This window comes from Paenibacillus sp. GM2 (assembly GCF_900069005.2).
In the GTDB taxonomy this organism is placed as follows: Bacteria; Bacillota; Bacilli; order Paenibacillales; family Paenibacillaceae; genus Fontibacillus.
In genome coordinates, this window is record NZ_LN831278.1 from 463784 (window position 1) to 480686 (window position 16903).

At 48.8% G+C, this 16903-nt stretch carries 18 protein-coding genes; 11 read left to right on the forward strand and 7 right to left on the reverse strand.

The window, feature by feature from the left end:
- Positions 1–237: hypothetical protein (locus BN1360_RS25905; RefSeq protein WP_229520959.1), on the reverse strand; the 237-nt coding region annotated here is incomplete at its 3' end.
- Between BN1360_RS25905 and BN1360_RS08685 the strand changes: the two genes are divergently transcribed.
- The 6 genes from BN1360_RS08685 to BN1360_RS08710 all read left to right on the forward strand — a co-directional run bounded on the left by BN1360_RS08685 (position 124) and on the right by BN1360_RS08710 (position 4349).
- Complete coding sequence (locus tag BN1360_RS08685; RefSeq protein WP_195714247.1) at positions 124–549, forward strand: prepilin peptidase; 426 nt, start codon at positions 124–126, stop codon at positions 547–549. The two genes, BN1360_RS25905 and BN1360_RS08685, sit on opposite strands and share 114 nt — an antisense overlap.
- Before the next feature lie 32 nt (positions 550–581).
- Positions 582–1490, forward strand: a complete 909-nt coding sequence (pilM, locus tag BN1360_RS08690; protein ID WP_229520926.1) for a type IV pilus biogenesis protein PilM — start codon at positions 582–584, stop codon at positions 1488–1490.
- Entirely contained in the window at positions 1487–2044 is a 558-nt protein-coding gene (locus BN1360_RS08695) for a hypothetical protein (RefSeq protein WP_068779492.1), read from the forward strand. The genes pilM and BN1360_RS08695 overlap by 4 nt, the downstream gene beginning before the upstream one ends.
- An 11-nt stretch (positions 2045–2055) precedes the next feature.
- Complete coding sequence (locus BN1360_RS08700) at positions 2056–2673, forward strand: hypothetical protein (protein ID WP_229520927.1); 618 nt, start codon at positions 2056–2058, stop codon at positions 2671–2673.
- A 297-nt stretch (positions 2674–2970) separates the two neighbouring features.
- Positions 2971–3408: an NfeD family protein gene (locus BN1360_RS08705; protein WP_068779494.1), complete on the forward strand. Its 438-nt coding sequence runs from the start codon at positions 2971–2973 to the stop codon at positions 3406–3408.
- A complete protein-coding gene (locus tag BN1360_RS08710; RefSeq protein WP_068779495.1) occupies positions 3408–4349 on the forward strand; it encodes an SPFH domain-containing protein in 942 nt (313 codons plus the stop codon). The genes BN1360_RS08705 and BN1360_RS08710 overlap by 1 nt, the downstream gene beginning before the upstream one ends.
- 281 nt (positions 4350–4630) lie before the next feature.
- On the opposite strand, the gene BN1360_RS08715 is transcribed toward BN1360_RS08710, so the two are convergent.
- The 4 genes from BN1360_RS08715 to BN1360_RS08730 form a co-directional block, all read right to left on the reverse strand.
- On the reverse strand, positions 4631–5497 hold the full coding sequence (locus BN1360_RS08715) for an ATP-binding cassette domain-containing protein (RefSeq protein WP_068779496.1): 867 nt from the start codon (positions 5495–5497) through the stop codon (positions 4631–4633).
- 29 nt (positions 5498–5526) lie between these two features.
- Complete coding sequence (locus tag BN1360_RS08720; RefSeq protein WP_068779497.1) at positions 5527–6756, reverse strand: hypothetical protein; 1230 nt, start codon at positions 6754–6756, stop codon at positions 5527–5529.
- Between the two features lie 254 nt (positions 6757–7010).
- Positions 7011–7679: a PspA/IM30 family protein gene (locus BN1360_RS08725; RefSeq protein ID WP_068779498.1), complete on the reverse strand. Its 669-nt coding sequence runs from the start codon at positions 7677–7679 to the stop codon at positions 7011–7013.
- A 39-nt stretch (positions 7680–7718) separates the two neighbouring features.
- Complete coding sequence (locus tag BN1360_RS08730; RefSeq protein ID WP_068779499.1) at positions 7719–7943, reverse strand: PspC domain-containing protein; 225 nt, start codon at positions 7941–7943, stop codon at positions 7719–7721.
- Positions 7944–8363: 420 nt separating this feature from the next.
- Between BN1360_RS08730 and BN1360_RS08735 the strand changes: the two genes are divergently transcribed.
- Positions 8364–9092: a glycerophosphodiester phosphodiesterase gene (locus BN1360_RS08735; RefSeq protein ID WP_068779500.1), complete on the forward strand. Its 729-nt coding sequence runs from the start codon at positions 8364–8366 to the stop codon at positions 9090–9092.
- 88 nt (positions 9093–9180) lie between these two features.
- On the forward strand, positions 9181–10392 hold the full coding sequence (locus BN1360_RS08740; RefSeq protein WP_068779501.1) for an SLC45 family MFS transporter: 1212 nt from the start codon (positions 9181–9183) through the stop codon (positions 10390–10392).
- A gap of 84 nt (positions 10393–10476) precedes the next feature.
- Here BN1360_RS08740 and BN1360_RS08745 read toward each other — a convergent pair whose 3' ends face one another.
- Together BN1360_RS08745 and BN1360_RS08750 are read right to left on the reverse strand one after the other, a co-directional pair.
- Positions 10477–11217 (reverse strand): YcnI family copper-binding membrane protein, encoded by a 741-nt coding sequence (locus BN1360_RS08745; RefSeq protein ID WP_068779502.1) that lies wholly within the window; start codon positions 11215–11217, stop codon positions 10477–10479.
- A gap of 19 nt (positions 11218–11236) precedes the next feature.
- Positions 11237–13009, reverse strand: coding sequence for a copper resistance CopC/CopD family protein (locus BN1360_RS08750; protein WP_068779503.1), 1773 nt, complete (start codon positions 13007–13009; stop codon positions 11237–11239).
- A gap of 245 nt (positions 13010–13254) precedes the next feature.
- Here BN1360_RS08750 and BN1360_RS08755 point away from each other — a divergent pair, with 245 nt between their 5' ends.
- The 3 genes from BN1360_RS08755 (at position 13255) to BN1360_RS08765 (ending at position 16667) form a co-directional block, all read left to right on the forward strand.
- Entirely contained in the window at positions 13255–14250 is a 996-nt protein-coding gene (locus BN1360_RS08755; protein WP_068779504.1) for a diaminopimelate dehydrogenase, read from the forward strand.
- Between the two features lie 255 nt (positions 14251–14505).
- Positions 14506–15522: a helix-turn-helix transcriptional regulator gene (locus BN1360_RS08760; RefSeq protein ID WP_068779505.1), complete on the forward strand. Its 1017-nt coding sequence runs from the start codon at positions 14506–14508 to the stop codon at positions 15520–15522.
- Between the two features lie 158 nt (positions 15523–15680).
- Complete coding sequence (locus tag BN1360_RS08765) at positions 15681–16667, forward strand: ABC transporter substrate-binding protein (protein WP_068779506.1); 987 nt, start codon at positions 15681–15683, stop codon at positions 16665–16667.
- The last annotated feature ends 236 nt before the right edge of the window (positions 16668–16903 follow it).

Below are 16903 nucleotides of genomic sequence, written 5' to 3' on the forward strand. Positions count from 1 at the left end.
CGCCTTGCGGCGAACAGCGCCGCCGCCTTCGGCACGGCGGTGCTGTTCGCCCTCATGGCCATGCGCTTCGGCTTCACCGGCGCATGGGGGATCGGACTGCTGCTGTCCGCGCTGTCCGTATTGGTGACCTACACCGATCTCACGGCGCGGATTATACCGAACGGGATCGTGTTGCTCTTTGGCGCCGCTTTGCTCATCGCTGCGCCGTTCATAAGCGGTGAACCGCTCTGGGTTCACCTGCTCGGTCTGGCCTGCGGCGGCGTGCTGTTTCTGCTGCTGTCTGCACTAACCTTCGGCCGCGGCGTAGGGATGGGCGACGTCAAGCTGCTGTGTATCCTCGGCGCGGTTGTCGGATTTCCCGGCGTTCTGATCCTGCTATTCTTGGCTAGCCTGCTTGGCATGAGCGTCGGTCTGGCGCAGATGATCCGGCGCGGCCGCGGGCATCGTACGATAGCCTTCGGTCCGTATCTGGCTGCGGCCGCCCTGATCGTACATGCCTACGGAAAGGAGATCATCCATTGGTATATGACAAGCGTAGTTCATCTATAATTAATCGCTGGATACGACCGGCTGGGGTCGGAGTGACAGTGGAGGAGGAGGGGGTCCGCTTCGTTCAGATCGATCATAAGCTGGGGGTCGCAACGGCTTGCGATTTTCTGCCCCTTCCTTCGTTGATCAACGAGGAGGGCGGGCCTGAATTAAACGTTCATCTTCATACACTGCAGACTTGGCTGGTGCGTCATCGATTAAGCGGCAGCAAGGCGCATCTTGCCGCACCAACCGGACAGTCCTTTATTCGCATCCTGCGTGTTCCCAAGGTAAAACCGCGACAGCAGAGGCAGGTGACGGCGCTTGAGATTGAGGGAAGCCTCCGCTTTCCTTTTGAGCAGCCGATTATAGATTATCATTGGATGGATGAACGGCCTGGGGATCTGGAGCAAGGCATGCTGCCTACGTTCGTCGCCGCTGTTCCTCGTCCGCTTATCGTGAAGATGGTAGATTTGCTTGAGACGGCCGGCCTCCGCATAGAATCGGTGGATCTCGGTGCTATTGCTTTATCGCGGATATTACAACGCCAGAATCAATTGGAGCAGGAGTGTGTAATGGTGATTTTCTTTAAAGAAAAGGAAGCGGAGGTGTATTTATATAATCGGGGAATTCCTGACTTCATCCGTACATTTTCCCTTGAACAGGTGTCGGAGGATAGTCTGAATAACTGGCGGTATAGCGAGATTGTCTCATCGGTTACGCGAATTATTAATTTCTACGAGTATACTTTGCATGAAGGCAAGGAGCGAATTTCCACCATTATTCTGGCTGGATCTGCTTCCGACAAGGGGATGATCAGACAACAGCTAAATACAGCTTTTGGTCAGGTAAATGTTTTGGAGTTGGATGTTCAGGAGTATTTTACAACTGTATCTTCGGACTGCCAAGATAGCTATGCCATTGCCCTTGGGTTGGCGCTAAAGGGGGCGAAGCCATCGTGATTGAGATTAACCTTCTCCCTCCGCGCCCACGACCGGTATGGTCCACGCTTCTGTTGCCGGTCATTCTTTTGCTGGCCGGGACGTTGCTTGCTGCATATTTAGTTGTAGGATACATAGAACTCAGTCAATCGGTCGGCACCTTGAGGACAAGCATCCGAACTACAGAGCAGCGGCAGGCCGAACTGCAGCTGGAAATACAGCAGCTTAGCAAAATGCACGGAGTCGGGAGCGAAGCGAAGGAACTGCTCCAGAGCCTGCGTCAGCTTCGCCCGGATCTGGAGCTTGTCATCCGTGAGATGGAGGCTCCCCTCCCAGAAGGGGGGCAAATGGAAAGCTTGCAATTTGATGCTGGCAGTGTGGAGTGGACTTGTTCTTTCTACAATATGAACGAAGTTGGGGCGTATTCGACTTCCATCCAGCAGATATTTACAGGGGGAAAAGTATTTATTCCCTCCGTAAATGAGCAGGATGGACGCTATATCGGGACCTTCCGTTTATTAGGAAGGGACATCCCGACAATTCTTGGACAAATGCAGGCAGGTGAAGCCGGATGATCTCGGGACAGATGGAGCGAAGAGATGGATTTCTATTATTTCTGGCCGTCATTATTTTTGTATTTTGCGGTGTGTTTTATTTTTTATGGTATCGACCGGTATTAAATGAATCACATGGCTTGTCAGCAAAACAGCAGGAATCTGTGAAGTTCTTACATAAGACGGAGCAAATCGCTGAAGATAAGCGTGCTCAGGCCAGGGAGGCCGCTGTGGAGCAAGCGGGCCTGGACCAGAGGCAATTGCCGAAGAAGGTGGATCAGGAAGGGATGCTGCGCGACTTGGAGACGGCGGAGGATCTCTCGGGTGTCAAGGTGCTTGGCGCGTCATTCCTTCTGGAGGAGTCCGTCACCGTGGAGCGGCCTACTGCAGTTTCTACAGAGGGAGAGAACCTCTCTGCCCCTGATGAATTTGGCGGTTTGCTGGAGAGAGCTAATCAACAAATCCCGGGGCTCTTGTCAATTGAAATCGAGCTTCGCCTGGAAGGATCGTTGGAAGCAACTAAACATTATCTGGCTGCTATCCATTCCAAGGAACGTCTGTATATCGCTGAAGCCATACAATTCAAAGCGGCCAGTGGGGAGGGGAGCGGGACAGCCAGCCTGCGGCTGCGGAGCTTCTATAATCCATAGTCGATAAGACTCCCTCCTTAAGGGGAGATCCATCGGCATTTTTTGGGTTCGAGTGAAAAGCGAGACGATTTAACGTTCTATGTCTTAGATCTGATACGTATGCTTATACTAGTCATTACTGTCCTCCGAAAGAACGGTGTTTATTTTAGATAAAATGATGCATTTTCCAACATTAATACTGAAAATTTGACATCTTCCAGGTATACTATCAGTAATCTTTACAAATTATTGAGACGCTTTGCCGCTGTTGTCGTATATACTAGTATTAATACGCGGAAAGGTGGTGCATCTGGCAAAATGGATGCATGGGTGCTTTGGCTAATTGCCGCAGGAGTACTACTCGTATTTGAAATGATGACGCTGACATTTTACTTGCTTTGGTTATGCCTTGGAGCAGTAGTCGCAGCGGTTGTCGCCTGGATAGCTCCAGATGCTTATATCCTGCAAGTTTTGGCAGGCTGCGTAGTGGCTATTGTGCTTACGGTCTTTACTAAGCCATTATCGCGAAAATTTCGCCATTCATCCAAGGGGTATGAGGATACGGGTACAGAACTGGTAGGGAGACAGGGAGTTGTTGTTGAACCTATTGATGAAGGACAGTTTGGAATTGTGAAGATCGGCGGAGACACCTGGAGTGCTACATCAGCTCGTTCTCTGAAGAAGGACGAACTGGTTCGGGTGTTGAAGCGAAGCAGTACAATAATTGAAGTAGAAAGATGGGAGGATTTCACTTAATGAGCTGGGAATGGATAGTTATACTCGTTATTATTCTAGTTGTTGTAGTCTTTATATCACTTACCGTTAAGATCGTACCACAGCAACGCGTAGGTGTCGTAGAACGCCTAGGGAAGTTCAATCGCCTGTTAATGCCGGGACTCAATATTTTGATTCCGGTGATCGATCAGGTTCGCGTGTTCCATGATTTGCGGATTCAACAGGCGAATGTGCCGCCGCAAACGGTTATTACCAAAGATAACGTACAGGTGCAAATTGACACGATTATTTTCTATCAGGTGGTTGGGCCAGAACAGGCTACCTACGGAATTTCAGATTATGTATATGGGGTAAGAAATATTTCTACGGCGACGATGCGTCAAATTATCGGTAAGCTGGAGCTGGACGAGACGTTGTCCGGACGGGAGAAAATCTCCACAGAAATTCGTATTGCTTTGGATGAAGCTACAGAGAAGTGGGGCGTGCGTATCGAGCGGGTTGAAGTTATCGATATTAAGCCGCCGCTTGATATCCAAGAAGCGATGGACAAACAAATGAAGGCAGAACGGAGCAAGCGGGCTATCGTCCTTGAGGCGGAAGCCGCGAAGCAAGATATGATCCTGCGTGCCGAAGGGGATAAGCAAAGTAAAATCCTGAAGGCGGAAGGGGATAAGGAAGCGCGTATTCGCGAGGCGGAAGGTTTGCGTCAGGCGCAGGAGCTGGAAGCACAAGGGGAAGCCAAAGCGATCCAGGCGGTTGCAGAGGCGGAGAAGGCGCGGATTCAAATGCTGCGCGACGCTGCATTAACCGAGCAGGTTCTTGCTTATCAGTCGTTTGAAGCGTTGAAGGAAGTAGCTAAGGGACCGGCGAATAAAGTATTCATCCCATCTAACGCAGTTGAGACGCTCGGAAGCCTTGGAGCGATCGGCGAGTTGTTCAAGGAAGGGAAGGGCGCCAAGTAAGCCCTCCTGACATAAGATTTATGAAGAGTCATTCCCAGCAGCTATGATGCTGCCAAGGGATGGCTCTTTTTTCTAACGAAACCCGGTATCGCTATTCTGGCTAAAGGAGGCTTCTCGGCATGCTAACGAAACAGGTAAACGTTATTTTTGCGAAATAAGGGCTTCAGGGCTTCATATCGCGCGAATAACGATCCATAGTTTCGTTAGATTTATTTTCAGGTTATTGTTGCTGAAATAACGGTTTGTGGTTTCGTTAGAGATACAATGGTCCATGGATCACCTTAGGAGTAGTAGACCAAAGCGTCCTCCAGCTCGGTATTCACTAATGTGTAGGGGAAGTAGGGCTCATTAGATCTAAGGACGAGTCTGACATGAACTCCGCCCTCCACCTGCTTCATCGAGATCACTTTATATTCCCGGGCCAATGCGCTTAATTGATGGCGGTCTCTTACCACCGTTTCTGCAATCCGGCTTTGGATGCCGGCCAGCCACTGATTTGGGGTTCCGTAGAAGTCCACGGTTTTATTCTTAAGGAAGAGGAGCTGGTCGCAAATTGCTGCAATATCATCCACTTGATGGGTCGACAGCAGGATGAGCTTACGCTCTCCCAGTGAGCCCAGCAAGGCTCGAAACCGAATTTTCTCCAGCGGATCAAGTCCGGTGGTTGGTTCATCAACCAGAATAATGTCCGGATCTTTAATCAAGACGAGGGCGATTCCCAGTCTCCTCCGCATTCCCGGGGAATAGGAACCAACCTTCCGATAGGCGGCACCTTTAAGGTTGACCCACTCCAGAACTTCATCAATACGATCATCGATTTGCTGCCGGGTCCCCATCTTGTTGAGCTTGGCGATATAACCCAGCATTTCGTAGGCATTGAGCTCATCATACAGGCTGAAGTCCTGAGGGAGATAGCCTACCCGTTCTTTGACCTGTATCGAATTGTCCAGGGTATCCAGCCCATGAATGAGAACCTTGCCTTGCGTCGGTTTTGTTAATCCGGAGATCAAATTCATCAATACCGTCTTGCCAGACCCGTGATTTCCCAAAATACCCAATATGCCTGTATCAGCTCTAAAATTAATGTCCTTAAGCACTTCATTTTTCCTGAAGGATTTATATACGTTCGCAACTTCCAGCATGTTCATTGTTACCTCCTTAGGCGGGTTAGCCTAGTCTATGACTTTCTGCCCTTTATGGCCGATACATTCAAAATTAACAGCAACGCTGTGATGATGATCAAAACAGTCGTCCAGAGCTCTCCCTCAAGGTTTGTACCGTCCCATAATGCCGCCCCCCAAAGCAGCAATGAAGCGATATAACCGGCCATGCTATTTCTTGTAATATTCGCTGTCGTCAGTCCAACTACTGCCAGAAGCAGGCTGGAGCTGTACAGGATCAATAATCTGCCCATGCCGTTCTCAAGTCCGAACAGAAGCGCTGCCATATACATCAAGGTAATCAATGATTCCGAGACCAGCGCGCCAAAAATAAAGCGTTCGAGCATGATTCTATATCCTGGCGTATTGCTTGTATAAATGTACCCGGCCCGCTTATTTCCATATATCTCCGAATGAATAGGAATCAGTATGCAGCCAGGTAGCAGCACGATAACGTATTTAAAAATGGACCAGAATGAGTGGTCTTTCGAAATAAACGCATACATGCAAAGGAGGAGCATAACTGTGATAACGGGCGCAGCTCCCTTGAGCAAAATCGCTTGGTTGTAAGATGAGCATATTTTCCTGACTTTTCGTCTGTATTTTCTTGAATGGTCCATGTTGGAGCTATCCTGGTTCAACTGGACACAGTACAGCCATATATAGGTTGTAATAAGTATGACGAAGACGAGCAAAGCCAATAAAGTGAAATCAAAGATAGCCGGAACGTAGTTTGCGATTAAGAGCATTCCCACATAAGAAACAATCTTGCTGCGCAGCAAAATATATAAAACGCTGCAAAATAGGGAAGCGATTACCACTACAGGAACATCCACTCGGACAAACGCAGACAACAGCTTGATTGCATTGTATGGGGATCGTCCAAGGAGCAATGGACTCACTGAATACAGGGCTAAGCCGACAAGGGAACAGAAGAGATAGGCGGACAGAATAGTCAGCCATTTTCCCAATGCAATGCTAAAAAGCGGGATCGGTTGCGAGAATAATATATGGTTTGTTAAAGTGCCTTTGTGTTCTTTCAAGATCATGGCGATCGATAGCGGCATGGCACAAAGAACGAGGGTTCTTAAATGATGGGTGAATAAAGAAACCGCCTGATCCTCGGCCAGGAAGCTGGGGAGTATCGGATTGCTCAGAAACGCAGCTAATAATACGGCGGCTCCGATCATAAACCATCCATAATTTTTATTAAGCCTTTTGTATTCAAGCATGACTATATTTTTCATCGAACGATTCCTCTTATTTACCATAATTTAATTCCCGAATATGTAATGACTCTTATAAAACGGACTGCCAGAACAAATTGTTATAAAGAGAAGGAGGGGAGTCCTGATCCTGTTATGTGTATATGGCGAGTATGGAGAGAGGCTGCCAAATGGGTGCGATAACCCGCTTGTCTGACAATCTATGTATAATGCCAGGGCTGCTGACCAACGAACCTTATCTCCGTTGTCCAGCAGCCCTTTGTATAATAAACCGCTTAGGAATTGCGCTTGGCGAGCTGTTCTTTCAGCCGATCCAATTCTTCATTGACTGCTGTAGAATCAGCTGCGTTGGAGGCTTCGCTATGAATGCCTCGGGAATTCAGCGAAAGGTCGAGGTCCGTCTCCCACTCCAATATCTTCTCTTCCATTCGTTCAAATCCCCGTGCCGCATCGCCGCCCTCGATCCCACGACTGAAGTTTGGCTGCTGTACTGCGGCCCGTTCCTTGGCTTTTTGAGCTCTGGCTGCCAATTCATTGCGCTTTTCCTTAAGGCGGGCATATTCTTCCTCTGCTTGGCTTAACCCCTGCTGCAGTTCAAGAACATGTTCCTTCGCTTGGTTCATTTCCAAGGTGTGCTGCTGCACTTTATCTTCAAATTGAATCTTGAGCATAGCTGCTTCGCGGGCTGCGGCCTCATTGCCGGCCTGAAGCTCGGAGAGGGCGCGAAGCTCGTATTTTTTAACGGATTGTACGGCTTCATTTAATTTCCGCTCTGCTACGCCAGCTGCTCTTTGCTGTCCCTTGATATTTTCCTCGGCCCTGCGGATATCATCTTCCATATTGCGCAAATACTGCCCGGTCATAAGGACCGGATCTTCCAGCTTGTTCAATACTTCATGGACGGTTGCTTTGGTTAAGTTGGAGATTCTATCAAATATACTCATTGTTATCTGCTCCTTTTAATTTGGATTCGTATTTTGTGATTAGTAATTGCTGAAATGGTCAAAGTACTCAGCGCCGCCGATCGGTTCCTTTGGAACGATCAGTGTAGCGATCAGATAGAGGGCGATCACTGTGCCAAAGCTGCAGAGAGCAGCTACTACAGCCACGAGTCGAACGACCGTAGGGTCTACGCCAAGCCATGCTGCGATACCTCCGCAAAGCCCACTCACCTGTCTGTCTGTTGCAGAACGATACAATTTTTTCATTTTTCAACACTCACTTTCTTATAGAGATAGTTCAAAAAGTCCGCTTTGGATAAGAAAACCGATCGAAGTCATTTCCTTCGGAAACGTGTAGCTCTGCTCCTCAGTCTCTAGCTTGATTCAATCTTCTCGGTGCTGAAAACCGACCTTTTTGAACGTTTACTTTACATTCCGGCTTTGGTTGCTTGGTTGTTTGTTTGGTTGGTGCGTCGTTTTCTTATGTTTTTATTGTATATGGATTCGGTTCCCGGCATAACGGGCTTAAGATGGTTTGTGAACTAGACCTTAGTCGGGCGGGGAAGCACGCCACAAGACCGGGAGCAAATACAAAAAAGGTAATACAGGCTTAACATTGCAGGAGTATACTAGGCTTATGGATAATATTATTTATAAATAATGGGATTTGCCTAAGGAGGATACAACGTGACTAACTTGATAAATTTTGCCCATCGTGGGGCATCCGCTTATTGTCCTGAGAATACCATGTCTTCTTTTGTCCGCGCTTTGGAGCTTGGCGCCAGCGGGATTGAGACCGATGTGCAGATGACGAAGGATGGCCGTCTTGTGCTAATTCATGATGAATCGCTGGAGCGGACCACGGGAACGAAGGCGTTGGTGAAGGACTTGACCTGGGAGGAGACTCAGACGCTGGATGCAGGGAGCTGGTTCCATGCCGATTTTGCAGGGGAGAGGCTGCCATCTCTGGAGCAATTGCTGGAGCTTACCCGTGATAAAGGGACGATCGTCAATATCGAACTGAAGAATGGCTTCATTCAATATCCTGAATTAGAGAAAAAAGTAATCGAGATGATTAAGCGCTATGGGATGGCGGACCGAACGATTATTTCCGGCTTTAATCATTATTCTTTGCGGGAATGCCATCAGCTCGCCCCGGATATTCGCACCGGCATTCTGTATGGCGAAGGGTTGTATGAGCCATGGGCCTATGCGAAGGGAATCGGCGCTGACGCGCTGCACGCATACATGTATGCATTAACACCGGAGTTGGTTGCCGAGGCGGCCAAGCACGGGGTTGCTTATCATCCGTTTACAGTAAATGAAGAGAGCATGATGAAGGCTTTGATCCAGGCTGGGGTAGCGGGGATTATTACCGATTATCCGGATAGACTGGCACAGCTATTATCAAATTAGTATTTGCAAAGTGCATCTTCAGTACCGGGAGGGTTAGATGGAGCTAAGGATGGCTTTTTAGACAACCTCTAAATAGGGAGCGTGCTGAATGAAGAAAACCTGGCTGTTGGGACTCGGTTTTTTTAGCATCAGTTTGACCTGGGCGCTTTACAACGCCTTTGTGCCGCTGTTCTTGGACAATTATTTGAAGAGCACAGCGATGATAGGGTTTATGATGACGATTGATAATTATTTCGCGATGTTTCTACAGCCATGGGTCGGTCACCGCAGTGATAGAACGAATACGAGATACGGACGCAGAATGCCGTATCTGTTAATTGGGATGCCGCTTGGCGCGGTATTCGCAGCGCTTATTCCTTGGCATACAAGCTTCTTCACCCTGGTATTGTTTATGGTGTTAATGAATTTGTCGATGAGCTTGTTTCGGTCGCCGACCGTCGCATTGATGCCTGATATCACAGAGGAGAAGAATCGAACCAAGGCCAATGGAATTATTAATTTTATGGGCGGCGTGGGCTCAGTGCTGGCTTTTGCCCTTGGTTCCAAGATGTATGGAATCAGTTCGTATATGCCATTCCTGTTTGCCGGAATTGTCATGTTAGCTTCCTTGGTTGTGTTAAAAGCAGTCATCCGCGAGCCGGTTACGCTGCTAAGCCAGGAGGCGGCGGCAAAGCCAATCCGTCCAATCTCCATTAAAGAAGAGCTGAACCGCACGACGCTGTTCATATTGGGCGCGATCTTCTTCTGGTTCGTAGCCTATCAAGGGGTTGAGGCTTTATTTACCCTGTATGGCACCAAATATATCGGCATGTCTGACAGTGAGGCTTCCTTCTCGCTGACGTTCTTCTCGCTTGCCTTTCTCGTGTTTGCCCTGCCGAGCGGCTGGCTTGGGGCCAGGTTCGGTAAGAAGAAAATCATTTCAATTGGGGTAGGCGGTCTGTTTGTCATTTTCGGTTTATTGATCTTTGTCGATTCCGTATTATGGCTGCGAGTACTTCTGATCATTGGCGGCATTTTCTGGGCATGCATTAACATCAACTCTTATCCATGGGTCATTTCGACCGGTCGGGAGGAGAGCATTGGCACGCGAACAGGGATCTATTATTTTGTATCGTCACTGGCGGCCATATCTTCTCCACCGTTGCTGGGCTGGATAATTGATATATTTGGCTACTCTGCGCTGTTCGTATGCGCTTCGCTTGGCATGCTTCTCGCTCTCGCCTGCTTATTTGGAGCTGCATCCGAGAAGAAATCCTCCGGGCAGCAGCCGAAGGACGGTACGCAGCTGCCAATCAGGTAATAGAGATAAATTTGGGATCGTAACTGAAAATGCACCTGCATAGGGAATAGGACTTCCCCGTGCTGGTGCATTTTATTTATGTCCTTACCTGTTATAACGTTTAGCTCTGCGCAGAGCGAGAAACAGAGCGAGGATGGAGACGATCAATGCCGCAGTGGACAAAATAATCGAAGTGGTGGATGAAGCTGAACCTTGACCTTGGGCAGACTCGGCGGTTTGCTGTGGTGCGTTGCTCTGACTGCTGTTGGCGCTGTTGGTATCCTGGGCTTGATGGTTATCTGATGGGGCAGTAGAATCGCTGGAGGCATCATGATGGTGATCTCCCTGAGATGAGGAGCCGCCTGCTTGCAGGTCATTGGTAATCTTGGTCATCGAATGAGGCTTGTCTGAGCCTTCCGCGCCGGTCCATTCCACGATGCTTCCATCGCTATAGTATTGAAAAGCGTCCCAGGCCAGATCCGCTTCACTATCCGGGTTTTTGCCAACAAATTCAAATTGCTGGAATTCTCCCGGACCAATTCCGTCTTTCTCCGCAGACCAGGTTACGGTAGTAATCTGACCGGATTCGTCCTTCGTTAGCTCAACCTTCCAGTCCGGTACCGGCCGATACTGCTTAAAGTCAAAGCCTTCCGGGACTTTCAAAGCCACTTTGGTTGTGGGGAGGTCTTTCTCCGATGGAATCTTGATGCTGTAGGTTTCCCAGGAGCCAGGCGCCGAACTGTTGGGCGACACGGTAACATGGGCGCTGGCGTTGTCTGCAAATAGAATAAAAAATAATACGGCGGCTGACAATAATGTAGTTAATCTAGTGAAATTTTTGTTCATACATAACGCTCCTTATTTTTTAATTTCCGCTCTGCAGAATAAAATCATGATCAATGGAATCGAGGGTGGACAACAAAATATGAATGCGTATATTCCATTCCCCACCCATAGTAATCATCTCATCTGCTTCCAGTGGGGAGGAACCCGGCATTTCGATCTGAATGACGCCCATGTCCATCTCTCTGGAGGTCAGGCTGAGAGTAGCCTGCTCAATATTATTAAGCTTGGTTCCGCTTGCGTCCTGAACCTCGAGGCTGAAGTGATTTTCGCCTAACCGGTTCGGACTGACCTTCAGTGTAATCCGGTATCCATCCTCCGTTGTGGTCTGAAGCACTGCTGGACCTGGTGACGAAGAGGCGGAAGGCAGATTTCCCAGAACAGCAGCAAGTACGAGTACGACCGCGCCGAGACAGAATTCGTACCATACGCCCCGTCCGAGCGGTCGGGAGCGCTTTCTCCCGCGCAGGAATGCCGATAAGGCAAAAGCCAGCATAAGGAGCATAAGCGCAAATTTAGCCAGTAGAACAAGCCCGTATGGGGTATTCCAGAGCGCATGCAAGGTTGGGATATGCAGAAGGCTTCCATAGACTCCGGTGAGCAGCAACAGCAAGACACAAAGCGAGGCCAGCAGTGAAAAACGCCGGATGGTTCCCCAATAAAGCGGTCTGAGACTGTCCGACTGCTCGGTATGTCGACGAACCGCCGGAAGCAGGAAGGCAATCGCCAGAATACCTCCAAGCCATATTGCGGCTGTGAGCAGATGTATAAAGTCAGCGCTGATAGCCATGAGCTTATGGCTGGTTGTGGCTGCATGCCCGATAAAAGCCTTGGCGACCATCAGCCCAATGCAAGCGATAAGCACGAGCCAGGACCACAGATGCTCCTGTCCGATAAATCTGGAAATAGCCCTGTCTGAAGCCTTGGGAGGGTCTTTTTCCATCAGCTTCATGACGTTATCATGCGGTTCGTCCTGTTCGGTGCCGGAAATTGTGTAGCATAGGCCCATGATGAATACAGCGAGCAGCATGACTTGGATGACTTGCCAGGTCCAGATTTGTCCGAAGCTGGTGAAGCGCAAAGTCTCCTGCAGCAAATCGAGGTCCCAGGCCTGAAGCCATGAGACACCTGCATCACTGGCTGTTTGCTGGGGAAGACTGAACAATACCCCAACTACGGTACAGGCGAGCCCCAGGTAGAGAAGCAGTAGACTGCGCTGTTCAAGCGAAGAGCTGCCGCGAAGGGTACGGGCTCCGGCAGGGAGCAGCAGAAGTCGGAAGAAGATGGTGCCGATACATAGGCTTAATCCGATGTAGAACAGCCAGCGGATGATTAATAAGCCTGCCCGGGGCAGTACGTTGTCATCCCCGGCGGGAGTATGCACGGCATACCCGCTTCCTTCCGCACCAATCCCAAAGGGAATCGTTCCGCTAATGGCATGTCCGTCGCTGGATACTGCCTTCCATTTCATACTGTAGATGCCGTTTGGCAAGTTATTCTTCAGGCTGGCGACCAGACGATTAGGATGTTCTGAATCGATGGCGGCGTCCCCCTGGTCCGCGCGTCTTCCATCTGGTCCCGTTATGATAATGGAGTAGAAGGCCTGCTCAATCGATTCATTAAATGTGATGGAGACTTCCTCCGGGGGCGAGGCCAGAATCTCGTTTGCCGCCGGGGAGGAAGAGGTGACGGTCGCATGAGCGGATGCCAGACCCGAATAGCAGAACACAGAGAAGATACCGATCAAGAGCAGCGGAAGCATCCAGCGGGAGGAAATGGATTTGAAGATTTGCACAGTTGCACACCGCCTTATTTATAGATGCAATGATATTTGTTACATTTAACTCCTATTTTAAAGTTAATTTTTCAAAATGAGTATGGCTATAATGGGCTATTCAAATTGCAAATCTCGTACTAAGTATGTCTAAAATATGAAAATTTCAATAAATCCGAGCTGTAATGGAGGGAATAGCGCTTACTTTTTATGTTAAATATTTAAAAATGGACAAGAGTGAGCTAAAATAGTTGAAGAGCTATTATATGAAGGAGGAAGGTTTAGTGACATCGACTATTAAAGTAGGCATTGTAGGATACGGAAATTTAGGGCGCGGTGTAGAGAAAGCAATCCAACAAAATCCTGACATCGAATTGCGCGCCATTTTCTCAAGAAGAAACCCAGACGATGTAGCGGCTGCAAATGGCGTCGTACATATTTCTGAAATTGAGAAGTACAAGGGCGATATCGACGTCTTGATCCTTTGTGGAGGATCTGCAACCGACCTTCCTCAGCAAGGACCGGAATTTGCGGCTATGTTTAATACGGTAGACAGCTTCGATACTCATGCGAAAATTCCGGAGTATTTCGAACAAGTAAATGATGCGGCGACCAAAGGCGGTCATGTTAGCTTGATCTCCACAGGCTGGGATCCGGGCTTATTCTCTCTTAATCGTCTGCTTGCACAATCCGTATTGCCGGAAGGCAAGGAATATACGTTCTGGGGCAAAGGGGTTAGCCAAGGGCACTCCGATGCGATCCGCCGTGTAGCCGGCGTCAAGAACGGTGTTCAATACACAATTCCTGTAGAGGCCGCAGTTGAACGTGTACGTAAGGGCGAAAATCCGGAATTGTCGACGCGCGAGAAGCATTTGCGTGAGTGCTTTGTCGTTGCTGAAGAAGGCGCTGATTTGGCAAAGATTGAGAGCGAAATCAAGGAAATGCCGAACTACTTTGCGGATTATGATACTGTTGTTCATTTTATTAGTGAAGAAGAGCTGAAGAAGAATCACTCAGCTATGCCTCATGGTGGAATGGTACTCAGAAGCGGCAAGACTGGGGAGAACAGCACGCAAATTTATGAATTTGCGCTTAAATTGGACAGCAATCCGGAATTTACAGCCAGTGTGCTGGTAGCGTATGCCCGTGCGGTATACAGATTGTCCCAAGCCGGACAATCCGGAGCCAGAACGGTATTCGATATTCCATTTGGATTGATGTCACCGAAGTCGCCAGAACAGCTTCGTAAGGAAATTCTGTAATAGATGCGGTACAAACCGTTGTAGAGCATATAAGAAAAGCCTAAGGCCGATGGCCTTAGGCTTTTTTTGTACGGGATGCTTGGCAGGGGCTCAGTCTTTATAATAGGTGTTGAATATTGAAACTGTTGCATTTATCACGTATAATCCATAATGAAAATGATAATCATTATCAATTATACAAAAAGCAGTCGGAGTTCAACGTTCAAGCGCTTGTTGAAGGGGAAATAGGTCAGGGGGAGGCGTGATGAGGTTACCATGGAAAAGTCTGATTTCCACGAGAACTTTGATTTATTCTTTGATTCCATTCGGGCAGGGCTGCCGGAAGCACGGAAGGATTGTGCCGAGCCATTGCCGGAGCAGCCGGAGCTTGGCCATAAATCGATAAGACGTTGGTCGCAAAGGAGTGATATGGAAATCGTCGTATCCGAGTTCACTTTGAATAAGGATTACGCTTTTTCACTTCAGCCCTGTGCGGCGATGGTGGAAGTAAACTGCTGCTTGCTGGGGAAGCGGGAGATTAACTTGTCGGGCAGCAGCCATCAAGCGACGGCGGGGAGTTTTGCGCTGCAGTTCGGGAAGCCTGGCGCCGCCCGGTTTGAGTTTGCCGGAGGAGAGCCTTTCCGAATGCTATCGATCGGAATTCCCGTCAAGACGTTCAACGGCTTTATGGAACAGGCATGGGATACAGGCGTATTGATTGATTTTGAGCGGATTATGGGCGATCGGCACTTGCGGGTTTTTCAAGAGAAGATTGGGCCTGCTGTTTCCTTTCTGATGAAGCGCTTCGCGTCTGCCGTCGACAAGCCTGGAGTCAGCAACCTGGAGCTGGAGTGCCATGCGCTGGAGATCTTTACGCTGGCTTGCCGCTTGTTCTTGAAGGAGGAAGAGGAGTCTTCCCGAGCGGTGTCATTGTCGCGGGATGAGATGGATAAGCTGCGAGAGGCCCGGCAAATTATGAAGGAGCGGTTAGTCGATCCGCCAACACTGATGGAATTGTCGCGAATGATTGGCCTTAACGATTTTAAGCTGAAGGCCGGTTTTAAGGAATTATATGGTACGACCGTTTTTGGATATTTGAAAGACGAGCGATTAAGGCAAGCGATGCTCATGTTGCAGACGGGGCGGGTCAATGTTGGTGAAGCAGCCTGCGCGGTTGGCTATCTTAACCCCAGTTATTTCGCAGAAGCCTTCCGAAGTAAATATGGAGTTAATCCCGGTTTGTTTATGAAGGAGGTCAAAACAGAGTCTGGCCGATACCCATCCTCGCTCTAAATCCCGCTAACCGCTGCACATATTCCGCCTGGTGGTAGAGACTAGCCGAGGTAGCATGCTAAAATGCTTCCATAGATAATGAGAATCATTATCATTATAATGGATGCTCTTATAAGGAAGCTGTTGGAAGAGCATGCGATACGGAGGGGTTCAAACGGATGAAGGGAATAAAGAGCATGGCAGTCCTGTTATTGCTGGCTGCGTCGATAGGAATGGCAGGTTGCGGCGTACAAAATGCTGAAGGAACGGGAGAAAACGCAACGAAAGCAAACGGAGGGAATCAGCGAACGGTTCAAACGAAGCCAGCGGCTTCCGAAGAGGAATATCCGCTGACAATTAAGCATTTAAGCGGTACGACCGTTCTTGAAGCCAGGCCGAAAAAAATCGCAACGCCATACATCGCATTTGTCGATTATTTGGCGGTTCTGGATGAATATCCGATCTCGGCTCAAGGGGTCGAGACAATTATGAGCAATTTTCCAAGCTTGAGTAAACGTCTGGCCGGGAAAACGGTTATTGATCTAGGCATGGAAGCGGATATGGAGAGACTGCTCTCCTCCGGTCCCGATCTTATTCTTGCAGCGGACGACATGGCGGATCAATACGAACAATTAAGCAAGATCGCACCGACGGTTGTGCTGCCGCAAGCGGGGGATTGGCGGGAAACCCTGCAGGAAATCGCCCGAATTATAGGCAAGGAACAGAAAGCGGATGAGGTGCTGGCGGAGTTTGATCGCAAGTCTGCAGAGTACAAAGAAAAGTTAGCTTTCCGCCAGAATGAAACGGTTATGTTCGCGATGTATTCGGGTAAAAAGCAATTCGTTACCTGGAACGACGGCCGATTTGATCCGTTTTATAAAGGCCTCGGGCTGACACCGCCGCCTGGCCTAACCTCCAATATAGGGCAGCTGACGCTGGAAGGATTGGCTGACTTGAACCCGGATCATTTATTTCTCATCAACAATTGGCAGACGCCTGTTGAAGGCGGTGTCCGCAATGATTTGAAGGACGATGGAGTATGGAACAGCCTGAATGCCGTCAAGCAAGATCAGGTGTACTTCTTGGAGGATCCCTCGCTTCCGGGTCCTATGGCATTGGCCAAAATCGACGGTATTGAATCGATTATGAAAGCTTTGGCCCAATAGGGACAGGCTGCTTATCGATATTGTGCCTAATTTTTATTCAAGGACTTGGACAGTTGATAAAAGGCATGAACTTGAGGCCAATGATAATGACAGAATGAAGCTGTCCCGCAATTCTCAGCGGGCAGATCATAAATACAAAGCGCAAGCTGCGGGGCAGTTCGTCCCCTGGCCTGCGCTTTTTTGTGTATATATTTATATAGGCTGAATGCCAAAAAATATGAGTGAACAATGACATA